The organism is Acidaminococcus intestini DSM 21505, assembly GCF_000425045.1.
GTDB classification, from domain to species: domain Bacteria; phylum Bacillota; class Negativicutes; order Acidaminococcales; family Acidaminococcaceae; genus Acidaminococcus; species Acidaminococcus intestini.
The window spans coordinates 17035-42795 of the sequence record NZ_AULA01000022.1 but is presented as its reverse complement, the minus strand read 5'-3'; the positions used below and the strand labels follow the sequence as shown (position 1 = coordinate 42795).

Here is a 25761-nt window from a genome sequence, read left to right as displayed (position 1 = left end):
TGCAACTCTTTATGGAGAAGTGGGGAATGTTTGATGAGGCGCGTATAGTAGCCCTTTATGCGTCTTGTAGTGGCCTTACAATGAGGGCAGATGTGTTCTTGAGGCGGCAGCTGAACCGCTAAAACCAAGGCTGATTCCGTTTCCTTTAAATTTTGAATCCATTCCTCTTTAATTCCTGTTAATTTTTCGATATAATCTAGAGAAGGCATATGTATTCAACTCACTTTCTTTATTGTTTGATCACTTTAATTGTAGAGGATTTGAGTGCATATGCCTATTTTTTTATTGAAAAAAAAGTAGGCGCTGAGAGGACACGCATCTGGACGGTCACTTTAGCGCCCCAAAATAAATTATAGAACCTTTTTTCGTCTGCTTTTAGCAAAATTCGGTTCAGATGGGTCCAACTGTAAGGAGCTTCTGGCCTCTTAAGCTTTCTTAACCCATTTGGCTCACGTTCTACATCAAATCAGCCTGATTTTTGGCCTGACTTCGATAAGAACGTGAACGAGATGCTTTTTGTCCATCAGAGATGAATAATTAACCAACTAGGTGCAAACATGCTTTTTCATGGAAAGTTGACATCCGTACAACCCTAAATTTTTAGAAAAAAGTATTGCACCCTGTATAATTGTAGGGTAAAATGTATTTATATTCATTTTTTGCAAAGACGACCCAAATGAATGAGGAGGTTTTATGGGAGAACTTCAGGAAACCATCAAAGATAAAGTGGCCTCATACCATGAGGACATGATTGAATATTGGAAAGACCTTGTTAACTACCAAGCAGGCAGCAAGGAAGCAGAACTCATCACCGCCCTCCTACAAAAGGTGGCGGACCGTTTCACCAAGGAAGGCTTTACGGCGACAATGCTTGATACGAGCTGCGCCATCCCCATGCTGCGGGCAACCTTGGGTGATGATCGACAGGGAAAACCCATTCTTTTCTGTGGTCATGTCGATACGGTATTCCCCAGTGGGTCCTATCCTGATCAACCTTTCCGTATTGAAGACGGAAAGGTCTATGGACCGGGCTGCGCCGACATGAAGGGCGGCGTCGTGATGCTTTTATATGTCATCAAGATCCTGACGGATCTGGGATATAAGGACCATCCTTTCAAGGTTGTCCTTGTCGGCGATGAGGAAACGACCCATGTGGGATCTCGGGCCGACCAGATGCTTGCCGAAGAAGCGAAAGGTTGTCTCTGTGCCTTCAATATGGAAACGGGCCGCATGAATCACGTCCTTACCGTCGCCCGTAAGGGGTGCATGGATGTGTGGGTCAAGGTCCACGGCAAAAGCGGCCACGTCGGTAATGCCTATACGACGTCGGCAAATGCCATTGAAGCTATGGCCGGTATTATCACCAAGATGCGGGCGCTGACGGACCTTGAAAAAGGACGCATCGTCAGTACCGATGTCATTTCTGGCGGCGTGGTCTCAAACGCTGTCCCCGATTTTTGTCGCATCGAAGCGGATTGCTGTGTCGACTACAATAAGGATTTGGAAGAACTTAAAACGGCCATTCGAGCCATTTGTGAGCATCTTGACGTGCCGAACACAAGGGCGGAGGTGGAATTTCCAACAGAAATGCCTGTTTTTGAAAAAAACGAAGGAAATCTCAACCTCCTTGCTCTCTACAACGAATCTGCAGCGGAATTTGGCATTGAGCCCTTTGGTCCTTACCATCCAGGCGGCTGTTCTGACGCCTCGTACCTTGCCAAGGCAGGAATCCCCATCCTCGATTCCTTGGGCCCCGAAGGGGATCATGCCCATACCATGCAGGAATATGCCGTTCTTGACAGCCTCTTTACCCGTACAGCCATGCTGGTCCGTACCATCTTGAAACTTACGGACGTTACCCTATAAGAAAAAAAGGAGAACTCACGATGAGCGAAAATCCTCAGCAGGCGGCAAAGCCCGTCCAGAACAAAAAAGTCTCGGTCCCAAGTCCTATTATGATCATTGCGGTCATCCTCGTCTTAAGTGCCATTGCTACGTATATTGTACCGGCTGGTGAATTTGTCCGCATCAAGGACGCAGCCAGCGGCCGTATGATTGTTGATCCGAACTCGTTCCATTTCATTGCCCAGAAACCAACGAAGATCCTGGATTTCTTGATGTCTATTCCAAAGGGCATCAAAGGCGCGGCCAGTATTGTTGGCTTCCTTATGATCATTGGCGGTGCCCTGAACGTCATGGCGGAAACAGGCGCCATCCACGCTTTCATGGGCCACGTTGTCAAAAAGATGGAAGGTCACGAAACGCTGATCATTCCTGTCCTTCTGCCGATTTTTATCTGCCTCAGCGCAACGGCTGGCTGCAGCGAAGAATACATTGCTTTTATTCCGCTCATGACCGCTGTGTGCTACGCTTTGGGGTTCGACTCCATTGTAGCGGCTGGTATGTTCCTCTGTGCTGTTGGCGCAGGCTATGGTGCCGGTGTGACGAATCCTTTCACGGTTGGTGTAGCGCAGAGCATTTCAGGGCTGCCCATGTTCTCAGGGATCCAGATCCGTCTTGTCATGCTTGTAACCCTCATCATTGTTACGGTGATTCCACTCTACCTTTATGCCCGTATGGTCAAGAAGCATCCGGAAAAGAGCTTCATGTATGACTATGACCAGATCTACAAGGAAAAGATGAACATCGAATCCATTATGGGTGAAACGGGCACTATGACCCGAACCCATAAGCTTGTCCTTTTTGGTTTCTGTCTTGTTGTAGCCGGTATCCTTATTGGCGTTTTGAAGTTTGATTTCTATATGGATGAAATTGCGGCTCTTTTCATTGCCCTCATCATTTACACCGGCATTGTGTCCCGCATGAATGCGAACAAGGTCGCCAATGCTTTCATCAAGGGCGTTGCCGGTATGGCGCTTCCTTGCATGATGGTCGGTATGTGCAAAGGCGTGACCATTTTGTTGGATAATGGCCATATCCTTGATACCATCATCTACTACCTAGCAAACTCCCTGAACGCCGTGCCGAAATCCATGCTTGGCATTGGGATGTTCATTGTTCAGGATATCTTCAACATGGTGGTTCCTTCCGGTTCCGGTCAGGCCGCCATCACGATGCCAATCATGGCGCCGTTGGCTGACCTCGTCGGCATTACCCGTCAGACTGCTGTCCTTGCCTTTCAAATGGGCGATGCCTTCACCAACAGTGTCACTCCTGCAAGCGGTACGACCATGACCATCCTCAGCATTGCTGGCATTCCCCTGCGCCGCTGGTGGAAATTTGCTATCCCCATGCTGGGCATTTGGTGGATTGTAGCCTTTGTGGTTCTCTTTTATGCAACGGCCGTTCAGATCGGTCCCTTCTGATTATGGAATAAAAGCCCTTTCCTGCTGTTTTGCGGCAGGGGAGGGACTTTTCTTTTGTGCGAAAACAAGATTTTTATGCTTTTTCTTGCAGTTCACGCAAAGAACCGATAAACTAAGAGCAGATAGAAGCAAAGGAGCTCATTATGTTCAGTCAATTTTTTGCGTCCCTGCAGCAGGATGCCAAACTTTTTTTATTTTTCCCCATCCTATGCGCCCTCTTTCGGGCTATTTTCATCAAGGTCTACAGCCCGTACCCCAATTTTGCGGGGAAGGGAAAGATTCTCTGGCACACCTTTCGTTACGGTTTTTGGTGGGGCATGGACTTTAACGCCTATGTTTTCCTGATTTCCCTGGTCCTTGTGAGCCTGCCCGGCGCCTTTTTTCCTGCCTATTTTGCCCTGGGCAATACACTGCGTCTTGTGGGCGGCCTGCTTTATGCCCTTGTCCTTTATCTTGCTTTCATGGGAAAGATGCTCTACTACAGCCATTTTCATGACATCTACAACCAGACCATGAAGCTTGGCGCCCATGCGGAAAAGCACAACCTCGTTGATATTTTCTTCCATCAGGACCATGGTGCTTGGATCCTTCTTGGCATTGTGCCCTATCTGTACCTGTGCCGCCTTGCACTCTTGGCGTTTTTAGGTCTTCCCAGTCTTTCCTATCCAGCTATTGCCTCGCCTTTTCTTCGCTGCGCCTTCAATACAGTTGTTTTTCTTTTGTGTATTGCTGCGTTTTACTGGTTCCGGTATGGCGGGACCTTCTGGCATGACGATAAGCCCGAATGGGATACGATTCCGAGTCTTGTGAAAAAGGATATCTTTTTTGCCAAAGCGACCGTGGATGACCTTGTCGCCTTGGAACAGGTGATGAAGCATGACCTCAATGAAGCCTATGAGCACACGGACGAAGAGGACCTTGCCGCCATTGCGCCGCTGGTGCCGGTAAAAATGCCCCTTTCCGATTTTCCCAATCCTGTCTATGCCTTTCGCCGTGCGGCAAAGGGCGCGCGCATCACAAAACCGCGCCATATCTTCCTCCTTGTGGGGGAGACCTATCTTCAGCAGTTCTTTGACCCGGCCTTTGCCTCGCTGAACCTTGTCTCGGGCGGACGGTTTCTCAAGGATGATCCCCACACAGCCCAGCTTACGAGTGCCCTTTCAGCTGGCATCATTTCCAGGCCATCCATCGTGAGCCTCATGAGCGGCATCTTTGACGCTGGTCTTGAACTCAACGAAAAAGAAAGCTTCTGGACGAACAAACTTCCTACGGCCCTGCCACGACAGCTGAAGAAACTTGGCTATCACGCGGCCTATTGGTATGGCGGCAATGTCACATATGGAAACTTTAACCAGTTTGCTCCCAGCTGCGGCTTTGACGAAGTGGAAACGGCAACGGATTTTTGCGGCCCTGACGCGCCAAAGACCTGGGTCGGCGTCTATGACAACCTCTTTCTGGAAAAAGCAGCGGACATGATTCTTTCCGGGGACGAAGAGCGCGGGGAATATCAGTTCCATTTCCTTTATACGACAAGTTATCACGGGCCCTTCAAGATTCCTCTTGAAAAATATGGCTATGATACGGAGCGTGTCATGCCGGATGCTCCGGAAGACATCAAAAACAGCAAGAGTTTGCAAAAGAATCTCGGGACCTTCTGGTTCTCAGACCAGGCGATTGGAAAGTTCCTGCGCACCATGAAGGAAGCCTATCCAGACAGTCTTTTCATCGTGACAGGCGACCATTCCTATGACATGAGTGCCGTCCTTGGGAAAACAAGCCTCATGAAACGAGACGCGAACCTGCGGGAACGCCATAGTCCGGTTCTATTCTTCCATCATCCTGAAATCGACCAGTCCCTTTTCGGGGAAAATACCATTGGCGGTCATATGAATATCCTGCCGACGATTTTTGAACTCATTGCGCCAAAGGACTTTACGTACTATTCCCTTATGACGAGCCTCATGGATCCCATCGACCATGTCGTGTCGCCTTACCACTGGCTGCGAAAGGATGCTTACGGGACCTACAGCAACGACTTTTATCAGCCCTTAGGGGACGGCTTTGGACCGCAGGCTCTTCGGGAAGGCCCTCAGCCGTACCGTGAGGAAAGGGAAGGGTATATGGATCTTACGGGGTACCTTGTGCGCCATCCGGAACTTTTAGGAAAGGAAGAATAGTCATGGGCAGCATAACCTGCATCATCCTCACTAAAAATGAAGAAAAAAATCTTCCCAGCGCCCTTCAAAATGCTGCGTCCTGGGCCGATGAGATTCTTGTCGTTGACTCTGGAAGTGACGATGGGACCGTGGAAATCGCAAAAAAAAGCGGTGCTTCTGTGATTTACCGGGCTTGGGACGGGGACTTTGCCGCCCAGCGTAATTTTGCCCTGACGGGTGCCCATGGTGACTGGGTACTTTATCTTGATGCCGACGAACGGCTTACAGCAGGGGCCATCCAAAAGGTCCTTGCCATCAAAAAGGGAGCGCCCAACCACCATTACTCCTTCCGCAGGGAAAATATTGCCTTCGGTCATCATTTCCATCATGGGGCGTTCGGACCGGATCGGGTCGTGCGCCTTTTCCCAAAAGCGGCGGTCCACTGGGAGGGAAAGGTCCACGAACACGCCGTTTGCACCGTGCCTCTTGAGGCCCTTTCAGAAAGGATGGACCATTATACCTATGCGGCCTTTGCCGATTGGTGGCGCAAAGCCGGCCAGTACACGACCATTTGGGCCGATGATGCCTACGCCCGAGGAAAAAGGGCAAGCTATGGAAAAGCAGCCAGCCATGCCCTTTTGGGCATGCTTAAGGTCTATCTTCTCCAAGGAGGATTTCTTGAAGGAAGTATGGGCATCATTGCCACACTCCAGCACGGTATCTATACGGCCATAAAATATGCAAAACTGGCGGAAAAAAATAATTGAAGAAGTGATAATTCCCTCAAATTGGGGTTCCCTGTTTGAGGGATTTTTTATATTTCAAAAATAGAGGCTTATTTTACAGGTTCTTTCTTACGTGGATAAAAAGCCATCAAATGATTCATTGTAAGTTTCTTTAGTGTGGACAGCTTGTTCTTCAGATGCGGACTTTTTTCTTAACAAAAAAGGTTCCTAACTGCGACTTATCCTTTATTCCTTCACCGGTTGGTTTCATTCATAGGCCTGTTTAAAAAATTTCAAGTTGATTTGTGATGGCTGGATAACACGATATTGCGATGCTTTCTTCAAAAATGGTTCACTTTTTTTATATTTCGAATAATACGATGAAAATGTTACAGTGAACGTTCGGGATTGTCCTTAATATAAAGACAATAGCGAAAAGTCCTTATTTTCTGTCTTTTATGGAAGAACAAATCTTGTTATAATACGTGTAACAAATGTTGCACTTTAAACCAATTAGGGGGTATCGAAATGAGCAGCAACACAAATTCAAAAAACAAAGCCATGACTTGGCAAGCTCTGTGCCTAATGGCCTACACGGTCGTGTGGGGATTTGGCAATACGGTCAATGGCTTTGCCAACCAAGATCTGAAAGTCGTCGTTTCCTGGATGATTCTCTTCCTCTTCTACTTCATTCCGTACACGTTGATGGTGGGGGAAATGGGCGCGACCTTTGAAAATGGTGCTGGCGGTGTCAGCTCCTGGATCAAAGAAACCATGAGTTCCAAATTGGCCTTCTTTGCTGGCTGGACCTTCTGGGTAGTCAATATTCCTTATCTAGCCCAGAAACCGCAGAATATCCTTATTGCTATGGGGTGGGCCATTTTCCAGAATGACCAACTGACAACCATGATTTCGCCTATGATGCTTCAGCTTATCAGCCTTGGCATTTTCATGTTCTTCATGTGGTATGCCGCTCAGGGTGTATCGGCTTTGAAGCGCATTGGTTCCATTGCCGGTTCCTTTATGTTTATCATGAGCATCCTTTATGTGCTTCTCGTTCTCGCTGCGCCTTACATCACGGAAGCAAAGACCTTCTACTACAGCCTCAGCTGGGATACGTTCATGCCGAACTTCAACTTTGAATACATGACGACCCTCAGCATCCTCGTCTTTGCTGTCGGTGGCTGTGAACGCATTGCACCGTATGTCACGAACCTCCAGAATCCGGATAAGGAGTTCCCGCGTGCCATGATTGTCATGACCGCAATGGTGGCTGTTACGGCTGTTCTTGGTACCTTTGCCATGGGTCTTATGTTTGACCCCAACAATGTGCCGAAGGACCTGATGATGAATGGAGCTTACTACTGCTTCGCCAAGCTCGGCGCTTATTATGGCGTGGGCCGCGCTTTCGTCATCCTCTATGCTATTTGCCAGTTCTTTGGCCAGGCAGCAACCCTTGCCATCTCCATTGACGCACCCATCAAGTTCCTCTTAAGTGATGTTGATCCGAAATTCGTACCTCATTCCTTCACGAAGATCAACGAAAAGGGCATCCCTGTGAGCGGTTACAAACTGACGGGCATCCTTGTCAGCATTCTTATCATCGTACCGGCCCTTGGCATTGGCGACATGACAACGCTCTACATCTGGCTCCTGCGCCTGAATGCCATCTGCATGCCGCTGTCCTACCTGTGGGTCTTCCTGGCTTATATGGCGCTCAAACGGGCGAAAAAGGCTTACAGCTCTTCCTACTACCTTACAAAGAGCAAAGGCACCGGCTTTATGATTGGTTTCTGGTGCTTTGCCCTGACGACCTTTGCTTCGCTCATGGGTATGGTTCCTTACGGTGTAGAAATGTATTCTTCCACCTGGTGGTTCCAGATGATCATGAACGTCGTAACGCCGGTCATCCTTCTTGGTATCGGCCTTATTTTCCCTATCCTTGCACGCCGCGAACGGGAAAGATTGGGCGAGACGGCATAACCTTAATAATTTAATCGGCGTGGACATCGCTCCGATTTGATGGAAAACATGAGCCCATTGCTTCAGAAACATATCCGAAGCAATGGGCTCATGGCATATTGGAAGAAGGAACGTACTGCGATTGGGAAAAACGTAAAAGGGGCCATCATGCTGTCATGACTCTTCGGCGCTGGCTGTCGAGCTAAAAGATAAAAAGGCAGCTGTGATGCTGCAGGGACATGTTTCCAGGTGAATGTAATTCCGACCCATCCCCCGCAGGGGGGCGGTTTGGGTCCGTGTCTCACGGTCTTTTAGCATCACATCTCGACCGCCTTTTTCCACCGCTGCCTTGACAATCTTTCCCAATTTTGCTATATTGTTCGGAGCGCAATGAGGGGGTTGGCATCCCTGAGCGACTGTACCACAAGAGAGGCTGCCTTGGCAGCAAACAGGGTGGAACCGCGGAAGTCACTCCCGTCCCTGTAATGTAGATGATTCTCGTCTATATTGCAGAGACGGGAGTTTTTGTTTAGGAGGAGAAAACCATGAATTTCCAAGACATCATTTCGGCGCTGAGTGCCTATTGGGGGCGTCAGCAATGCATCAACTTCCATCCTTATGACGTAGAAAAAGGAGCTGGGACCATGAACCCGGCAACTTTCCTTCGCGTCTTGGGACCGGAGCCGTGGAACGTATGCTATGTGGAACCGTCCCGCCGCCCGGCTGACGGACGTTATGGCGATAACCCTAACCGCCTTTATCAGCATCATCAGTTCCAGGTCATCATGAAACCGTCTCCGGATAACATTCAGGAACTGTATCTTGAAAGCCTGCGCGAACTAGGGATCCATCCCGAAGAACACGATATCCGTTTTGTTGAAGACAATTGGGAATCGCCGACCCTGGGTGCCTGGGGCATGGGCTGGGAGGTCTGGCTCGACGGGATGGAAGTGACGCAGTTCACCTACTTCCAACAAGTTGGCAGCCTTGATATCAAACCTGTTGCCGTTGAAATCACGTACGGCCTCGAACGCCTTGCCATGTATATCCAAGGTGTGGAAAATGTCTACGACATCAAATGGGTGGGCGATGTGACCTACGGCGATGTGTATCACACAAACGAGGTGGAACAGTCCTGCTACAGCTTTGATATTGCCGATACGGATCTGCTCTTTGACCTCTTTGATAAATATGAAAAGGAAGCCAAAAGGGTCCTGTTAACGGGGAACATCCATCCAGCTTATGATTATGTGCTCAAGTGCTCCCATACGTTCAACCTTTTGGACGCCCGAGGTGCCATCAGCGTTGACGAACGGACCAACTACATCGGCCGTGTCCGCGCCCTGGCCCGCCTGTGCGCCGCGGCGTATGTGGAACAGCGTGAAAAGATGGGATTTCCTATGCTGAAGAGAGGGAACAACTAATGGCTACGTTATTATATGAAATCGGAACGGAAGAAATGCCGGCCCAATACATGCCGGGTATCTTGAAAAACTATAAGGAACTGGCAGAAACAAAACTCAAGGAAGCCCGTATTCCTTTTGAAAAAGTCAGCGTCTACGGAACGCCGCGCCGCATGGCCTTTGTGGCTGAAGGCATTGCTGACCGTCAGGAAGATATGACGGCAGAGAGCAAAGGTCCATCCCTCAAGATTGCCTTTGACGCAGACGGCAACCCGACGAAAGCCGTCCAGGGCTTTGCCCGCGGTCAGGGTGTGGAAGTCTCTGCCCTTGAAAAACGGGATGGTTACGTTTATGCCATCAAACACACAAAGGGCGGTGAAACCAAGGTCCTGCTGCCTGCCTTGTTGGATGATATTCTCCACAGCCTGTCCTTCCCAAAGACCATGCGCTGGGCCGACTATGACTTCGGGTTTGTCCGTCCTTTCCACTGGATGGTGGCCCTTCTTGACAGTGAAGTCATTCCTGTTGAAGCAAACGATGTCAAAAGCGGCAATGTGACCCGCGGCCATCGCTTCCTGGGCAGTCAGACCATTACGATTCCTTCGGCCGAGGCTTATGTAAAAACCCTCGAAGAAAACTTCATCATTGTCGACGTGGAAAAACGCCGTGCCCTCATCCGGGAACAGATTGAAGCGTTGGGCAAAAAAGCCGGCGGCCATACGGCCATTTCTGAAGACCTGCTCGATGAAGTCACTTATCTTGTCGAATATCCGACGGCCCTTTGCGGTTCCATTGATGATAAGTACCTGAAGCTCCCGAAAGAAGCTGTCATTACTCCCATGCGCGACCATCAGCGCTACTTCCCTGTCCTTGATGACAGCGGCAAGCTTTTGCCTTATTTCATTACGGTCCGCAACGGCAACAGTGAACATCTTGACATCGTGACCCACGGCAACGAACGCGTCCTTCGTGCCCGTCTTGACGACGCGGTCTTCTTCTTTGAAAACGACCGGAAAAAGAGCCTTGAAGCACATCGGGAGGCCCTGCATGATGTAGCCTTCCAGCGCGGCATGGGGAATATGTATGAAAAGACGGAACGCCTCGAAGCCCTTACGAGCTGCCTCCTCAAGGAATCGGGCGTTGCCGCTGATGAAAAGGCTCTTGTTCGCGCAGCCCGCCTCAGCAAGGCCGATCTTGTGACCGGCATGGTTACGGAATTTACGGAACTGCAGGGCACCATGGGCCGTGAATATGCCCTTCTTGACGGCGAAGGCGATACGGTCTCGACGGCTATTGGAGAGCAGTACATGCCGCGCTTTGCCGGCGATGAACTGCCTCAGACGAATGAAGGCCGTCTCCTTGCCATTGCCGATAAACTGGATAATATCACAGCAACCTTCAGCCGCGGGGAAGCTCCAACCGGTTCCCAGGATCCCTATGCCCTGCGCCGCCAGGCCCTGGGTATCCTCAATATCGTCACCGATGGAAACATCCACTTTGCCCTTACAAGCGCCATCAAGGAAACCTTGAGCCGCCTGCCCAAAACGAATCAAAGTGAAGACAAACTTGTGGCTGATATTGTTGAATTCTTCGCCCAGCGTTCCAAGAACATGATGCTTGACCGCGGCGTTCGGTACGATATCGTCGATGCCGTCCTTGGTGCTGAAGGCCGGGATGACCTGTGCGACGCTTTTGCTGCCGCTGATGCCCTGACGGCCTATCTCGGTACGGATAAGGCGCCAGAAACGCTTCAGGCCTTTACCCGCGTGGAAAATATTACCAAGAAAAGTCGCGTTGACGCACCTGTTTCCGAGGCCCTTTTGAGAGAAGACGCTGAAAAAGCCCTCTTTGAAGCTGTGGAAAAGGCTGCTGAAAACGTACATGGAATGCTTCTTTCCCGTGATTTTGCCGGCGTCCTTACCGCTTGCGACAGCCTTTCTGCACCCATCAACCATTTCTTTGATGACGTCATGGTCATGGATAAGGATGAAGCCGTAAAGCAAAACCGCCTTGCCCTTTTGACAAAGATCCGCAGTCTCATTGGCTGTGTGGGTGATGTCTCTCTTCTTGTCATGAAATAAAAACGTCATACTAAAAAGCCGGAAGATCCGATGTTAATAGGTTCTTCCGGCTTTTTGCATGCTGACGTCATGGTTAGAGATTGGCGTTTACTTCGTCGTATTTATGATCCTTCTTAAAAAGGCTCACGGCGTAGGAACACATGGGCAGGATCTTGACGCGGCTGTCCCGGGCTCCCATGACAACAGCGTCCACGAGACGGCGGGCCAGGCCTCTTCCTCCATAGGCGGGATCGACGACGGTGTGTTCAATGACCCAGACATCTCCATCAAGGGTGTAAGAACAGTACCCTACTTCTTGGTCTCCATCGTAAGCTGCGGAACGGTTATTATTTTCTTCAAAGCGTACACTGATGCAATCGTCCATGCCGTACTCCTTTCCTTGTCTAACGTTTCTAAGTGTTTTACGGCTTAGGATATTTTACACTATTTCCTCTTATTTGGATAGAGGCAAGGTATGAAAAAAGAGCTGCCGCCCCATATGGCGGGGAGCAGCCCAGAAACTGTTTTAGAGATTTTTGAAGACGGACAAAAGGTCTTCCTTGAGGTCTTCTACATCTTCAAGACCTACGGAAAAGCGCAGAAGCGTATCCGTAATTCCCTTTTCTTTTGCTTCTTCCGGCGTCAAGTCCGCGTGAGTCTGGGTGCGGGGATAGGTCATGAGGCTTTCGGCACCGCCCAAACTTTCAGCAAACTGGATGAGGGAAATCCCTTCAAGGATTTTCTTGGCCCGCTCCGGTGTATCAACATAAAACGAAATCATGCCGCCAAACCCGGTGGCCTGTTTTTTCTGGATCTCATACCCCGGATGTTCGGGAAGGCCTGGATAGAGGACCTTTTGCACATAGGGCTGGGTCTTTAGGAAAGCAGCCAGCGTTTCTGCATTTTTTTCGTGCTGGCGCATACGCAGGGGGAGGGTGCGGAGGCTGCGCAGCATGAGCCAGGCGTCAAAAACGCTCAGGCAGGCTCCTGTCGTTTTGTAGATGGAACGAAGTTTTTCCGCGATGGATTTTTCCCGGCTGATTACAAAGCCTGCGAGGATATCGTTGTGACCGGCCAGGTACTTCGTCCCGCTGTGCAGGACAATATCGCAGCCAAGTTCCAGAGGGCGTTGGAAATATGGGGTGAGGAACGTATTGTCAACGATGACCAGAAGACCCTTTTTGTGGGCAAGTTCTGCCAGGGCGCGCAGGTCGGTGATTTCCATGGTGGGATTTGTCGGTGTTTCCAGATAGATGGCCTTTGTTTTAGGTGTAATGGCTCTTTCCACGGCTTCAAGGTCGCTTGTATGGACGGCGGAAAAGGTTAGACCGTACGGTTCGTAGACGGAACGGAAGAGACGGAAGGAGCCGCCATAAAGATCAAAACCTGTAAGGATATGGTCTCCGGATACAAAAAGACGCATCACCGCATCAATGGCAGCCATACCGGACGAAAAGGCGAGGGAATCGACGCCGCTTTCAAGGGCGGACATGACTTTTTCCAAACGGGCATGGGTGGGATTGGATTCCCGGGTGTAGTTGAAGCCTGTTGACTCTCCTACATGAGGATGGGAAAAGGTGGACGTACAGTAAATCGCCGGTGAAACGGCACCCGTTGCATCGTTGGGCCCGTCTCCATGGATACAGGTTGTTTGAAACTTCATGGAAACCCCTCCTAAAACATAGAAAATTGATAGGATTAAAAAGCATAAAAGAAATCACATCAATGATTTTCTACTACTTTACGATGAAAAAAAGCGGCTGTCAATAGAAAGGCCCATGATTGATTGGAAGACAGCCTCTTCTTTCAGTATAAGAAAATGCGCGAGGCGTTTTTGATCGGGCCTGAGGGAAGTTCTCTGCCGATTGAGTGAGGATAAAGGCGGGGCGGGGGATGTTCACACGTCCTTTCATGTGATATAATCATTAGATGTTAAAAGTATAGACAGGCGGTGAGACCATGAGTATTACAGCGAAAGATGTCAAACATATCGCAACTCTGTCGAGACTCAATGTGCCGGCAGATGAGCTGGAAAAATTCGAGGACCAGTTCAACCAGATCCTTAATTATGCGGAAATCCTGAAACAAGTCGATACGACGGGAATTGAACCTTCTCCTTATGTCCTTCCGACGAGCAATGTCTTCCGTGAAGATGTGCCCCAAGAAGGGCTCTCCCACGAGGACGCCATGAAAAATGCACCGGAAGAACATGATGGCGGCTTTAAGGTACCCCGCGTCATCGAATAAGAGGAGGAAGCACTGTGACGTTATATAATGAAACTGTTCACGATCTCCATGAGAAGCTGACCAAAAAAGAAATCAGCTCCGTGGAACTGACCGAAAAAGTCTTTGACCGCATTGACAAAGTCGAAGACAGTGTCAAGGCATACATTACCTTGGATAAAGAAGGGGCCCTGAAGAAAGCTCGCGAAGTCGACCAGAAGATTGCCGCGGGTGAGGCCATAAAGCCGCTGACGGGGATTCCCGGCGCCATCAAGGACAATATCAGCCTCAAAGGTATGCGCCTGACGTGTGCTTCAAAGATCCTGGAAAACTTCCAGCCCGTCTACGATGCCCACGTCATTGAAAATCTCCGTAAGGATGATACGGTCTTTATCGGTAAGACCAACATGGATGAATTTGCCATGGGTTCCACGACGGAAACAAGTTATTTCAAGGCCACGTCGAACCCTTGGGATCTTACCCGCGTACCGGGCGGTTCTTCCGGCGGCAGTGCCGCTGCTATCGCAGCCGGCGAAGCTATTTGGTCCCTGGGCAGTGATACGGGCGGATCCATCCGTCAGCCTGCTTCCTTTAATGGCTGTGTCGGAATCAAACCGACCTATGGCCGTGTCTCCCGTTATGGCTGCATTGCCTTTGCTTCTTCCCTTGACCAGATTGGGCCCATCACGAAGGATGTGACCGATGCGGCGATTGTCCTCAACACAATCTGCGGCGTAGACGCCCATGATTCGACTAGTGCAAATGTCCCTGTGCCCGACTTCACGAAAGCCTTGAAACAGGACGTAAAGGACATGGTCATCAGCCTCCCGAAGGAGTTTTTTGGCAAGGGGACCGATCCCAAAGTCGCTGAACAGATCAAATTGACGGCGAAAAAATATGAGGAGCTGGGCGCAAAAGTCGTTGAAGTTTCCCTGCCTCATACGGAATATGCCGTCATTACGTACTACATCATCGCACCGGCAGAAGCGTCGGCCAATCTTGGCCGTTTTGACGGTGTTCGTTACGGCTTCCGTGACCTTTCTGCCAAATCGGCCCCGGAAATGATGGCCGCCACCCGTACGGAAGGCTTTGGCGAGGAAGTGCGCCGCCGCATCATGCTTGGGACCTACGTCTTAAGCTCTGGTTATTACGACGCTTACTACAACAAAGCCATGCAGGTCCGTACCCTCATCCGTCAGGACTACCAGAAGGCCTTTGAGACCTGTGACCTCCTGCTTACCCCGACGAGCCCGGTCGTGGCCTACTCACTCGATGCCAAGATGGATCCCCTGACGGTCTATATGCTTGATGTGACGACCATTCCTGTCAACATGGCCGGCCTGCCCGGTATGTCCATCCCCTGCGGATTTGTGGATGGCATGCCCGTTGGTGCCCAGCTCATCGGCAAACCGCTTGGCGAGGAAACCCTGCTGCGCGCCGCTTACACCTTTGAACAGGCTACGGAATTCCACAAAGCCGTGGCGCCCCTGGGAGGTAAGAAATAATGACTGAATATACTACTGTAATTGGTCTTGAAGTCCATGCCGAACTAAAGACGAAGACCAAAGCTTTCTGCTCCTGCTCCACTGCCTTTGGCAGCGAACCGAACACCCATGTCTGCCCTGTCTGCCTTGGTATGCCTGGCGCCCTGCCGGTCATGAACAAGCAAATGGTTGAATTTGCCCTGCGGTTTGCCCTGGCTGTCAATTGTGATATCCAGCACTACAGCAAGTTTGACCGGAAAAACTATTACTATCCAGATCTTGCCAAAGCCTACCAGATTTCCCAGTTCTATCAGCCTATCGCCTTGGGCGGTCATGTTGATGTCAACGTAAATGGTGAAACCAAGCGCATTGGCATTACGAGAATTCATATGGAAGAAGATGCTGGTAAGCTCGTCCATTCCGGTGCCACCATTTCAACGAGCGACTCTTCCGCCGTTGACTATAACCGTGCCGGTGTGCCCCTTATCGAAATCGTTTCCGAACCGGATATGAGAAGTGCGGCAGAAGCCCGTGCTTATATGGAAAAACTCCGTTCCTACCTGCAGTACACGGAAGTCTGCGATGGAAAAATGGAAGAAGGATCCATGCGCTGCGATGCCAATATCTCCATCATGCCTGTAGGCAGCAAGGAATATGGCACCCGTGCAGAAATCAAGAACCTGAACTCCTTCAAAGCCTTGGAACGGGCCATTGAGTATGAAGTCCAGCGTCAGAAAGAGATACTCGAAGACGGCGGGCACGTCGTCCAGGAAACCCGTACGTGGGATGATGCCCAGGGCATGACCTTCTCCATGCGTTCCAAGGAAGAGGCTCATGACTATCGCTATTTCCCGGAACCGGATCTTGCGCCCATCATCATTGATGACGCGTGGATCGAAAAGGCCAAGAGCGAACTGCCTGAACTCCCTGATGCGAAGAAAGACCGCCTCATGAAGGAAAAAGGCCTCGATGAATACAATGCTGAACTCATTGTATCGGACAAGAAATTTGCCGCTTACTTTGATGAAGCCGCTAAATCAACGGAAGACGCCAAGAGTGTCGCCAACTGGATGCTCGGTGACGTATCGGCTTATCTTAATGCCAATAGCGTGACCATTGGCGAATTCCCCGTTTCCCCGACCCATCTTGGGGAAATGGTCAACCTCATCAATAAAGGCGTCCTTTCGAGCAAGCTTGCCAAGAAAGTCTTTGCGGAAATGCTCAAGACCGACAAAGCTCCGGCTGCCCTTGTTAAGGAACTGGGCCTTGAACAGGTGAGCGACGCTGGCGCTATCCAAGCCATGGTCGACGAAGTCCTTGCTGCCAATCCGCAGTCTGTTGCGGATATCAAAGCGGGTAAGGATAAAGCCATTGGCTTCCTTGTAGGACAGATCATGAAAAAATCCCGCGGCAAAGCCAACCCGGGCATGGTCAACCAGATGATCAAGAAGAGCATTCTCGGCTAAGAAAAATGAAAGGAACGGCATCCCAAGCAATTGGGATGCCGTTTTTGTATTTTTGCGATGGACAGTCTCAAATGTATTGCCTTTTGAGAGGTGAAAAAGACCAAACGCACGGCCCGAAACCGTTACTTCTTCGAAGGGTGGGAATCAAACTTAATTTGGCTTCAAACAAGTTTCTCGGACTTCTGTTATCGCTCCAAAGGCACCCTTCGAACTCCGGGCGAATGGTCCCTCACTACCGTTCGTATGAAAAGGTCGCTGTGCGGTCTCATCCACTGCCAAGACGGGGAAATGGCAATGGAACGACTTATGGCCCTCCTGCGATACGTCATGAATCCATTGCCTTAGAAGAATCTTTTCTAAAGCAATGGGCTCAAGTTCTACATCAATTCGGAGCGGTTCTTGCTTTGAATAAAAATCAACCATGCGTCGTCAGGTATACCCCTACAAAAATCACACTGGCTCCGACAATCTGGAGCGGTCCGATGGGATCTGCAAAAATGAGATACCCGGCAACCATTCCCATGACGGGCGTGAAATTCAAAAAGACGGAACTGACGCTGGGACCGACATTCTTGACGCCAATGTTCCAAAAGACATTGGCGGCAATCCCGCCGAAAAGGGTGATATAAAGATAGGAAAGAAAGGGAACAGGCGGCAAGGGAGAAAGGACAAGGGTGTTTGAAAAAATCCCATAAATAGCGGTTCCGGCTGTCCCGCAGAGACTGCACCAGCCAAGGGCCGTAAGGACGTCCATGTGGCCTGTCAGCTTTCGTGAGGCCAGGCTGTAAAAGGCCCAGGCAAGCTGGGATGCAATACAGAAGACGTCGCCTACATTGAAGCTCATGGTGCGGATTATGTCAAAATTCCCTTTGGTAATGACTGCAAGGACGCCGCTAAAGGAGAGCAGGATGCCCAGCCACTGTTTCTTGGAAAAGGCTTCGTGAAGGATCAGGTAGGCGCAGACCGACGTAATGGCAGGTGTCGTCGCCGTAATCAGGGTGCTGTTTGTCACCGTCGTGAACTGGAGACCGTGGAACTGGAGCACGGAATTGAGCATCTGTCCATTGATTCCCATAAAAACAATCCACGGCCAATCTGTCTTGCGGGGGAGAAGCTTTGCCATGTCCCGACCGAGACGGAAGTATTGGTAAAAGAGGATGACCATGCCGACGACGAGGAACCGGAAGGTCGTAATGGTTGCTGGCGTCCAATAAGGGAGCAGCCATTTGAGCGTAATGGGCTGGAATCCCCACAAAAGCCCGATGAGGGACAAGAGGATATATGTTGCCTTCGTGCTGATGATCATCGCCCCCTTTAGTATCATAGATGCATTATATCATAGAAGGCGTCAAAAAAACGGATGGGGCCATTTATCTTTTCGCTAAGCTGGCGGCAGCGTGAATCGGTTCCATTCATTGAAAAACATGAAGAGAAAGCCCAAAATGGCTTGACTTTTCCCTTTTCATATAGTAAATTTATAGGGCTGAAGCTAATTTTAGCACTACCGCCCGGAGAGGTTCCAAAAACTCCGGAAGGAGTACCGTATTCGGCGAGTCTTGGAATGAGGGAGGTGCATCTGAATGTACGCTATTATCCGTACTGGTGGTAAACAGTATCGTGTCAGCGAAGGGGATGTCCTGGAAGTTGAAAAACTGAACGTCCAGGAAGGCGACGAAGTCGTTTTCGATGACGTCCTGACCGTTGTAAGCGATGGGGATGTCAAGGTTGGCAAACCGACTGTAGAAGGCGCTAAAGTCACTGCAAAGGTTGCTGCTCAAGGCAAAGCTGATAAGATCTTTGTTTTCAAATACAAAGCAAAGAGCAACTATCGCAAACGCCAGGGTCATCGTCAGCCCTTCACCCGCGTTGAAATTACTTCTATCGAAGCATAAGCCATGATCAAAGTCGATATTTACGAAGATGATCAAGGAAAGATCAGGGAGTACCGTGTATCCGGTCATGCCGATTCGAATCCCGAGGGATTCGATGAAGTGTGTGCCATGGTTTCCCTCACAACCCAGGTCCCGGTACTTGGGATGGAGCAGGTCCTTTCCCGTACGCTGGATTACAGCGTCGATGAAGAAGACGGATTGCTCTGTGTCAGACTGGTCGATGCGCCCGATGATAAAACCGAAGTCCTCCTGCGGACCATGGTCCTGGGACTGAAGGGCATCCAAAAGGCATATTCCGACTATCTGGCTATCGAGGAACACAGGAGGTGAGTTTAGTGTTCGAATTAATCCTGCAATTACACGCTCATAAAAAAGGTTCTGGTTCCACTCACAACGGTCGTGACTCCAACGCTCAGCGTCTGGGCACGAAAGCTCATGATGGTCAGTTTGTAACGGCTGGTTCCATCATTGTCCGTCAGCGTGGTACCCGTTTCCATATGGGGAAAAACGTTGGGATGGGTAAGGATTACACCATTTTCGCAAAAGTTGACGGTAAAGTCGCTTTTGAAAGATGGGGTAAGGATCGCCGCATCATCAGCATCGTTCCTGTTGAGGCGGAAGCTTAATTCCAAAATAAAAAGACTGCTGCTTAGGCGGCAGTCTTTTTTTATTCTTGGGAATGTTGGGCGCCTGAAGCGGAACACTTGATGAGGGAATACCGATGGCGTCAAAGAAAGGTTCTAGTGTTCCCCATGAAGAAGTGCAGCTGCGGCTTCCTTGTTTCCGGACTTACTGGCACGAGCGTACCAATAACGGGCTTTTGAAAGATTCCTTGCCGTGCCTTCCCCCTTTTCATAGAGGCGTCCCAAGGCAAGCTGACTGGGGGCTGAAACATGGTCGCTGCGGTATGCGGACTGCAGGTAAAGGTCCATGGCTTTTTGTATGTCTTGAGGAACGCCCTTGCCTTTTTCGTAAAGCGTACCCAATAGATAAGTAGCAGTTACATCTCCTCTAAGGGAGGCTGCTTGGTACCAATGGGCGGCTAACTGGGCATCAGGAGCCACACCATATCCATTTTCAAAGCAAAGACCGATATATCGTCCTGCCTTCATGTCGCCTCGGTCAAAGGCAATTTGTAAAATCTTGAGTGCGCTTTCATAATGACCCTCGGTGTATAAGCGGATTCCCTCTTTTAAGAAGAGACGATCTGAAAGGGAATGTGTGGCTGTTTTTTCATAAGCTGGATGAATTATGATTCCTTCCGTTTTCGTCTTAGCCTGAGCTGGAGCAAGAGGCAGTAAGAAAAGGCAGGAAAGCAGAAAGGATCCCGCCATGGCAGCAAATTTCATAGGAATGCCTTCTTTCGTAAATCATTGATTGCGGTCATTATAGCATATAAATCTAGTATGAATCATGAATTTTCGATAAGTTGATTTTACTTTCCACTAATATGACGCGATTCGATGATTTACTAGATATTTATGATATAATACAAAATATAGATATAGAAATAAAAATAATTAGCATTAAATATACTGATTTACTGGGAAAGGGGATGCGGAGTTGATGAAACCTACGTATTGTTCTTGCCGGAGCATACTTGCTTTTTTTGTTTTATTGAGCCTTCAGACGGGAGTCACCCATGCGGAAACCCATACGTACGGTACCATTGCGGGTCCGGATCATGTCAGCGCGACTGATGATGGTGACATCACGGCCGAAGGTATCAATGGCTGGCATTGGAAATGGACAGATCCCGCGACAGGCGAAGTTTATGAAAATACGTACACAGGAGACTTGCTTGTCGGCAACCGCACGGGAACGGATACGGTTGCTATCCAAAAGGGAAAATGTTCCTCGCTTGCCGCTCGTAAGGAGGCGTCGGGCATATATTTTTACTCAGCCCAAAAATCGGGCTGATTTGATGGAGTACGTGAGGCCATTGCTTAAAAAAGATTTTGTGGAAACAATGGCCTTATGGCCTATCGTACGATGGACAGTCCCACGTTTGGGGATAGCTTACGCCTGGGCGTTTCCTTTCCTACCCATGTGTCGTCACTTCCAGCGCCTAGCTTATCAAAGCGGAAGCTTTTTGCAATCTTCAGTCCATATGGGCCCATCTACTTTGTCGCCCGCGCGCCCAACCTCCTAGACGTACCGGCCTCTGGCCGCAAGGAAACTCCCGCGTCGCTGCGCTAGCGGACTGCTGGCGTCTCAGGTCTGTCGTCGGTGGAAGCGGGGGCTCCTCGCATCTGGATCCATCTGAACCGAATTCGCAAAAAGCAATTGGAGGAAAAGACCGGAAGGGAAAAGATTGTAAGGCAAAAAACGTAAGAGAAGCCCAAAACCGAACGTAGACGTAGGTTCGGTTTTGGGCTTTTATCTTCTGTTCGGCTTTTGTAGGAGGTGGGTCCTTTGAAATAGAAAGATAACAATGGCGCTTGGAACGACTCGCGTCCCCTCTTTCCCCTTTGAACTTGCTGCAACGCATCGATCTGCCTTTGCCAAGGCGGTAAGCGCATCGCTGCCTTAGAAAAGCGAAGTGGGACATCGTGCAGGGCGGGTAAGTGAGTCGCCGAATTTTTCGTTTTCTCTTATGCTGAAAAATTCGTGCAGAAAGCTTACTCAGAGGGCAGCAACGATAGGAGCAGTCGGAGTTTCCTCTGCCGGAAAGGCCGGTCTTCTGATGTGAAACAGCAGAAAGCGAGTCCTTTTATCCCTTACAGCCGCACCCGTATAAATCCATTGCGGCTGCGGAGGCAAAGGAACTGTTTTCGTGTACGACAGGGCCGCTGATAAAATTGATTAACACTCATGTTGTGTGGAAATTTCCATAAGCATTTATCAACATAATTTTCCCGTTTTGGTGATGGATGAGAAGCGGCGCTTCGTCTCCTTGCAGGCGGTAGTGAGGAAGATTCGCCCGAGTCCCAAGCCCGCTTTGGAGCAGCCGCGGAAGGGCGGAGGGACATGTTTCCGGGCGAATGAAGTTCCACCCCTCCAGTAGGGAGGCTTGGGGCGGCGCACCATGGTCTTTCCTCCATATTTCACAAAAATATTTTTCTTTAAAACTCCTTGCAATAACCTAAAATACATGGTACAATATCAGTCCATGAAATTTTATTTACTAGCAGGATTATAAGGTTTCGCGAGTGCTCAGTGGTTGGACATCGCGTTCCGATCGTTTGGTTGAGAGGAGCACGAAATGCTGACTGAGGGAACTTGGTTTTTACAAGGCTAATCAAAGATTCATTTTGATTGTGGGCCTTGTTTTTTTGTGTTAAAAAACCTGCAGGATGTAAAGGAGTGAGAACCCATATGTTGTTCAAGCCGGTTCATAATGGCAACCGTAAAAGGTACAGCTATGCCAGAATCAAAGAAGTCCTGAAGATGCCGCATCTGATTGACTTGCAGAGAAAATCCTATGAGTGGTTCATCAGGGAAGGACTTCATGACGCGTTCCAGGACGTATCGCCTATCAAGGATGCTACAAACAGCCTGGAACTGAGTTTCGAGAATTTTACCATCGGCGATCCGAAGTATGATATCGAAACTTGCAAGGAAAAAGATGCAACCTATGCGGCTCCTTTGAACGTAGACGTCCGTCTGCTTTATAAAGATACGGGCGAAATCAAGGAATCGACTGTCTTTATGGGCGATTTCCCCCTTATGACCGATACGGGGACCTTCGTCATCAATGGGGCAGAACGTGTCATTGTCAGTCAGCTTGTCCGCAGCCCTGGCGTCTATTATGCCAAGGATATGGATCCAATGGGTAAGTTCCTCTACGGGACCACAGTCATCCCGAACCGCGGGGCCTGGATTGAATATGAGACCGACCTTAACAGCATCATCTATGCCCGTGTGGACCGGACGCGCAAACTGTCTGCTACGGCCCTCCTGCGTGTCATGGGTCTGCCGACAAATGATGATATCATCAGCGTCTTTGGTGAGCATCCTTACCTGGTTGCTACCCTTGCCAAGGACACAACGAGAAATGAAGATGATGCCCTTCTGGAAATCTATCGGAAGCTGCGTCCGGGTGAACCTGCTAACCTTGAAAACGCTGAACAGCTCATCTATAACCTTTTCTCCGACAATCGCCGCTATGATCTGGCAAATGTCGGTCGTTACAAAATCAATAAGAAATTGGGCTGGCGTCATCGTCTTCATGGCAAGACCCTTGCTGAAGACCTGTGCGCTGAAAACCCCGATGGCACGAAAGGTGCCGTGGTCCTTCCTGCAGGGACGAAGATTGGCGATGCCGAAATCGATACCATCGAAAAGAGCGGTATCTTTGCCGATGAGGGCTATGCCATCGTCTATGTCAAGTTCCAGGAACATGCAGAACGCATGATTGTAACGAAGGATATTGAAGCGTCCGTACGCACCATCACGCCGGCTGATGTCATTGCTTCCTTTGGCTATCTCCTGAATGTCATTGATGGCATGGAAGGCAAGGATGATATCGACCATCTGGGCAACCGTCGTGTCCGCTGCGTTGGCGAACTCCTGCAGAACCAGTTCCGCATTGGACTGTCCCGTATGGAACGTGTCATCCGTGAACGCATGACCATCCAGGATGCTGACGTCATCACCCCGCAGGCCCTTATCAACATTCGTCCGGTCGTAGCGGCTGTGAAGGAATTTTTCGGCAGCAGCCAGCTGTCCCAGTTCATGGACCAAAACAACCCGCTTGCCGAACTGACGCATAAACGCCGTCTGTCCGCCTTGGGACCTGGCGGTCTTTCCCGTGAACGTGCCGGCTATGAAGTCCGTGACGTCCATCCTTCCCATTATGGCCGTATGTGCCCAATTGAGACCCCTGAAGGTCCGAACATCGGGCTCATCGGTTCCCTGGCTGCCTATGGCGTGATCAACCGGTATGGTTTCATTGAGACCCCATATCGCAAGGTCGATAAAGTCAATAAGCGTGTTACCGATGAAATCGTCTATCTGACCGCTGACGAAGAAGATAACTATGTTGTTGCCCAGGCCAACGAACCGCTGACCGAAGACAACCATTTTGTGAATACCCACGTCACCTGCCGCGATAAGAACGAAGTCCTTGCGATTCCGCCGGAACGTGTTGACTTCATGGACGTTTCGCCAAAACAGGTTATGTCCATTGCAGCTGCCCTGATTCCTTTCCTTGAAAACGACGACGCCAACCGTGCCCTCATGGGTGCGAACATGCAGCGTCAGGCTGTACCTCTGCTCAATCCGAAGGCGCCAGTCGTTGGTACGGGGATGGAATATAAGATCGCTGTTGACTCCGGTGTCTGCATCCTGGCTAAGCACGCTGGTACGGTCAAGTATGTCAGTGGTGACAAGATCCTCATCACTCGTGATGATGGAAAAGGCATCGATGAATACAATGTCCTGAAATTCAAACGTTCCAACCAGAGTACCTGTGTCAACCAGCGCCCCATTGTCTTTAAGGGCGATAAGGTCGAAGAAGGTCAGGTCCTTGCTGATGGACCGGCAACAGATCACGGCGAGCTTGCCCTTGGCCGCAACGCCATTGCTGCCTATATGCCTTGGGAAGGCTACAACTACGAAGACGCCGTCCTCCTCAGCGAAGACCTCGTCAAGGAAGATGTCTTTACCTCCATCCATATTGAAGAATATAACTGCGATGCCCGCGATACGAAACTGGGACCGGAAGAGATTACCCGCGATATCCCGAACGTTTCTGAAGATGCCCTGAAGGACCTCGACGAAGACGGAATCATTCGTGTCGGTGCTGAAGTCCGTCCTGGCGATATCCTCGTCGGCAAAGTCACGCCGAAAGGGGAAACGGAACTTTCTGCTGAAGAGCGCCTCATCCGTGCCATCTTTGCTGAAAAGGCACGGGAAGTCCGTGACAGCTCCCTCCGTGTTCCTCATGGGGAATTCGGGATCATTATTTCCGTCAAGGTCTTTACCCGTGAAAACGGCGATGAACTGCCGCCTGGCGTCAATAAGCAGGTTCGTGTCAGCATCGTTCAAAAACGTAAAATCGGCGAAGGCGATAAGATGGCAGGCCGTCACGGGAACAAAGGTGTTGTTTCCCGCATCCTGCCGCGCGAAGATATGCCGTTCCTGCCTAATGGCGAACCGGTCCAGATCGTACTGAACCCCTTGGGCGTACCGAGCCGTATGAATATTGGGCAGATTCTTGAAGCCCATCTGGGCTGGGCGGCAACCGCGCTGGGCATGCGTATTGACAACCATGACCCCAACGTCGAAGCAGACCTGCGCAAAGCGGGCTATGATTTCGATGAACTGGGCATGCCAGAAACGGTGGATGGCGCTGTTCCTGTCGCGGTCCCGGTCTTTGACTCGGCTCGCCAGGATGATATGGCCCGTACCCTCGAAGCGGCTGGCGTCGATCCCAGCGGCAAGACAGTCCTTTATGATGGCCGTACCGGGGAACCGTTTGATAACCCTGTTACCGTTGGCTGCATCTACTACCTCAAGCTTCACCATCTGGTTGCTGATAAGATCCATGCCCGTTCTACCGGTCCGTACTCCCTGGTTACCCAGCAGCCGCTTGGTGGTAAGGCGCAGTTCGGTGGGCAGCGTTTCGGTGAAATGGAAGTGTGGGCCCTCGAGGCTTATGGCGCTGCCTATACCCTCCAGGAAATCCTGACCGTGAAGTCTGACGATGTTGTCGGACGTGTAAAGGCTTATGAATCCATCGTCAAGGGTGAAAATATCCCTGAACCGGGTGTCCCTGAATCTTTCAAGGTCCTTGTCAAGGAAATGCAGGCAATCGGTCTTGATGTAAGCGTCCTCGATGAAGATGATGAGGAAATCGATCTTGATGATGAGGATGAAGATATTGGAATGGGCGATATTGCCCGCGAGCTTGACATGGATATGTCCGGCAAGGTCTCCACGGCTGCCAACACCGGGGAACAAGCCCAAAACCGCGCCAATAGCGACGAAGAAGTGAGCCCCGATGAAGACCAGACGGAAGACAGCGATTTTGATGTCATTGCCGATATCGGCAACATGGGAATGGATGATTCCCAAGGCGATGACAACGGCTCTGATGAAGAGTAGGAAGGAGTGAGTGC

The 25761-nt window shown here is 50.1% G+C and carries 20 protein-coding genes; 15 read left to right on the top strand and 5 right to left on the bottom strand.

Features of this window, described 5'->3' with window-relative positions; genetic code table 11:
- The coding region (locus H503_RS12275; RefSeq protein ID WP_071604138.1) for a transposase family protein at positions 1-209 on the bottom strand (209 nt) is incomplete at its 3' end.
- 484 nt (positions 210-693) lie between these two features.
- On the opposite strand from H503_RS12275, the gene H503_RS0107800 reads away from it, so the two are divergent.
- The 7 genes from H503_RS0107800 (at position 694) to glyS (ending at position 11653) form a co-directional block, all read left to right on the top strand.
- Positions 694-1866, top strand: coding sequence for a M20 family metallopeptidase (locus H503_RS0107800; RefSeq protein ID WP_035196181.1), 1173 nt, complete (start codon positions 694-696; stop codon positions 1864-1866).
- A gap of 20 nt (positions 1867-1886) precedes the next feature.
- Positions 1887-3326, top strand: coding sequence for a YfcC family protein (locus H503_RS0107795; RefSeq protein WP_009015391.1), 1440 nt, complete (start codon positions 1887-1889; stop codon positions 3324-3326).
- 143 nt (positions 3327-3469) lie between these two features.
- Positions 3470-5503 carry an LTA synthase family protein gene (locus tag H503_RS0107790; RefSeq protein ID WP_009014977.1) on the top strand — a complete coding sequence of 678 codons (2034 nt, stop codon included), beginning with the start codon at positions 3470-3472 and terminating at the stop codon, positions 5501-5503.
- A gap of 2 nt (positions 5504-5505) precedes the next feature.
- Complete coding sequence (locus H503_RS0107785) at positions 5506-6249, top strand: glycosyltransferase family 2 protein (protein ID WP_009014976.1); 744 nt, start codon at positions 5506-5508, stop codon at positions 6247-6249.
- 486 nt (positions 6250-6735) lie between these two features.
- The gene (locus tag H503_RS0107780; protein WP_026385657.1) at positions 6736-8190 is read left to right on the top strand and encodes an amino acid permease; all 1455 of its coding nucleotides are present in this window, start codon (positions 6736-6738) and stop codon (positions 8188-8190) included.
- 524 nt (positions 8191-8714) lie between these two features.
- Positions 8715-9593 carry a glycine--tRNA ligase subunit alpha gene (gene glyQ / locus H503_RS0107775; protein WP_021737128.1) on the top strand — a complete coding sequence of 293 codons (879 nt, stop codon included), beginning with the start codon at positions 8715-8717 and terminating at the stop codon, positions 9591-9593.
- The gene (gene glyS / locus H503_RS0107770; RefSeq protein ID WP_009014973.1) at positions 9593-11653 is read left to right on the top strand and encodes a glycine--tRNA ligase subunit beta; all 2061 of its coding nucleotides are present in this window, start codon (positions 9593-9595) and stop codon (positions 11651-11653) included. The genes glyQ and glyS overlap by 1 nt, the downstream gene beginning before the upstream one ends.
- A 73-nt stretch (positions 11654-11726) precedes the next feature.
- Here glyS and H503_RS0107765 read toward each other — a convergent pair whose 3' ends face one another.
- Positions 11727-12017, bottom strand: a complete 291-nt coding sequence (locus tag H503_RS0107765; RefSeq protein ID WP_009014972.1) for a GNAT family N-acetyltransferase — start codon at positions 12015-12017, stop codon at positions 11727-11729.
- Between the two features lie 141 nt (positions 12018-12158).
- A complete protein-coding gene (locus H503_RS0107760; RefSeq protein ID WP_009014971.1) occupies positions 12159-13295 on the bottom strand; it encodes a trans-sulfuration enzyme family protein in 1137 nt (378 codons plus the stop codon).
- Positions 13296-13591: 296 nt separating this feature from the next.
- On the opposite strand from H503_RS0107760, the gene gatC reads away from it, so the two are divergent.
- From gatC to gatB, 3 genes are read left to right on the top strand one after another with little or no spacing between them, the layout of a single operon-like run.
- Positions 13592-13879 carry an Asp-tRNA(Asn)/Glu-tRNA(Gln) amidotransferase subunit GatC gene (gene gatC, locus H503_RS0107755; protein ID WP_009014970.1) on the top strand — a complete coding sequence of 96 codons (288 nt, stop codon included), beginning with the start codon at positions 13592-13594 and terminating at the stop codon, positions 13877-13879.
- Between the two features lie 14 nt (positions 13880-13893).
- On the top strand, positions 13894-15360 hold the full coding sequence (gene gatA / locus H503_RS0107750; protein WP_026385656.1) for an Asp-tRNA(Asn)/Glu-tRNA(Gln) amidotransferase subunit GatA: 1467 nt from the start codon (positions 13894-13896) through the stop codon (positions 15358-15360).
- Positions 15360-16805: an Asp-tRNA(Asn)/Glu-tRNA(Gln) amidotransferase subunit GatB gene (gene gatB / locus H503_RS0107745; protein ID WP_009014968.1), complete on the top strand. Its 1446-nt coding sequence runs from the start codon at positions 15360-15362 to the stop codon at positions 16803-16805. Before gatA ends, gatB begins: the two co-directional genes overlap by 1 nt.
- 415 nt (positions 16806-17220) lie before the next feature.
- Here gatB and H503_RS0107735 read toward each other — a convergent pair whose 3' ends face one another.
- Entirely contained in the window at positions 17221-18111 is an 891-nt protein-coding gene (locus H503_RS0107735; protein WP_014129061.1) for a DMT family transporter, read from the bottom strand.
- 274 nt (positions 18112-18385) lie between these two features.
- Between H503_RS0107735 and rplU the strand changes: the two genes are divergently transcribed.
- From rplU to rpmA, 3 genes are read left to right on the top strand one after another with little or no spacing between them, the layout of a single operon-like run.
- Complete coding sequence (gene rplU, locus H503_RS0107730; protein WP_009014966.1) at positions 18386-18697, top strand: 50S ribosomal protein L21; 312 nt, start codon at positions 18386-18388, stop codon at positions 18695-18697.
- A 3-nt stretch (positions 18698-18700) separates the two neighbouring features.
- Positions 18701-19027: a ribosomal-processing cysteine protease Prp gene (locus H503_RS0107725; protein WP_009014965.1), complete on the top strand. Its 327-nt coding sequence runs from the start codon at positions 18701-18703 to the stop codon at positions 19025-19027.
- Positions 19028-19032: 5 nt separating this feature from the next.
- Positions 19033-19323, top strand: coding sequence for a 50S ribosomal protein L27 (gene rpmA / locus H503_RS0107720; protein WP_016459987.1), 291 nt, complete (start codon positions 19033-19035; stop codon positions 19321-19323).
- A gap of 114 nt (positions 19324-19437) precedes the next feature.
- On the opposite strand, the gene H503_RS0107715 is transcribed toward rpmA, so the two are convergent.
- Entirely contained in the window at positions 19438-20046 is a 609-nt protein-coding gene (locus tag H503_RS0107715; RefSeq protein ID WP_009014963.1) for a tetratricopeptide repeat protein, read from the bottom strand.
- 217 nt (positions 20047-20263) lie between these two features.
- Between H503_RS0107715 and H503_RS0107710 the strand changes: the two genes are divergently transcribed.
- On the top strand, positions 20264-20617 hold the full coding sequence (locus H503_RS0107710) for a hypothetical protein (protein ID WP_009014962.1): 354 nt from the start codon (positions 20264-20266) through the stop codon (positions 20615-20617).
- Between the two features lie 1401 nt (positions 20618-22018).
- Positions 22019-25747 (top strand): DNA-directed RNA polymerase subunit beta, encoded by a 3729-nt coding sequence (gene rpoB, locus H503_RS0107700; RefSeq protein ID WP_035196187.1) that lies wholly within the window; start codon positions 22019-22021, stop codon positions 25745-25747.
- The last annotated feature ends 14 nt before the right edge of the window (positions 25748-25761 follow it).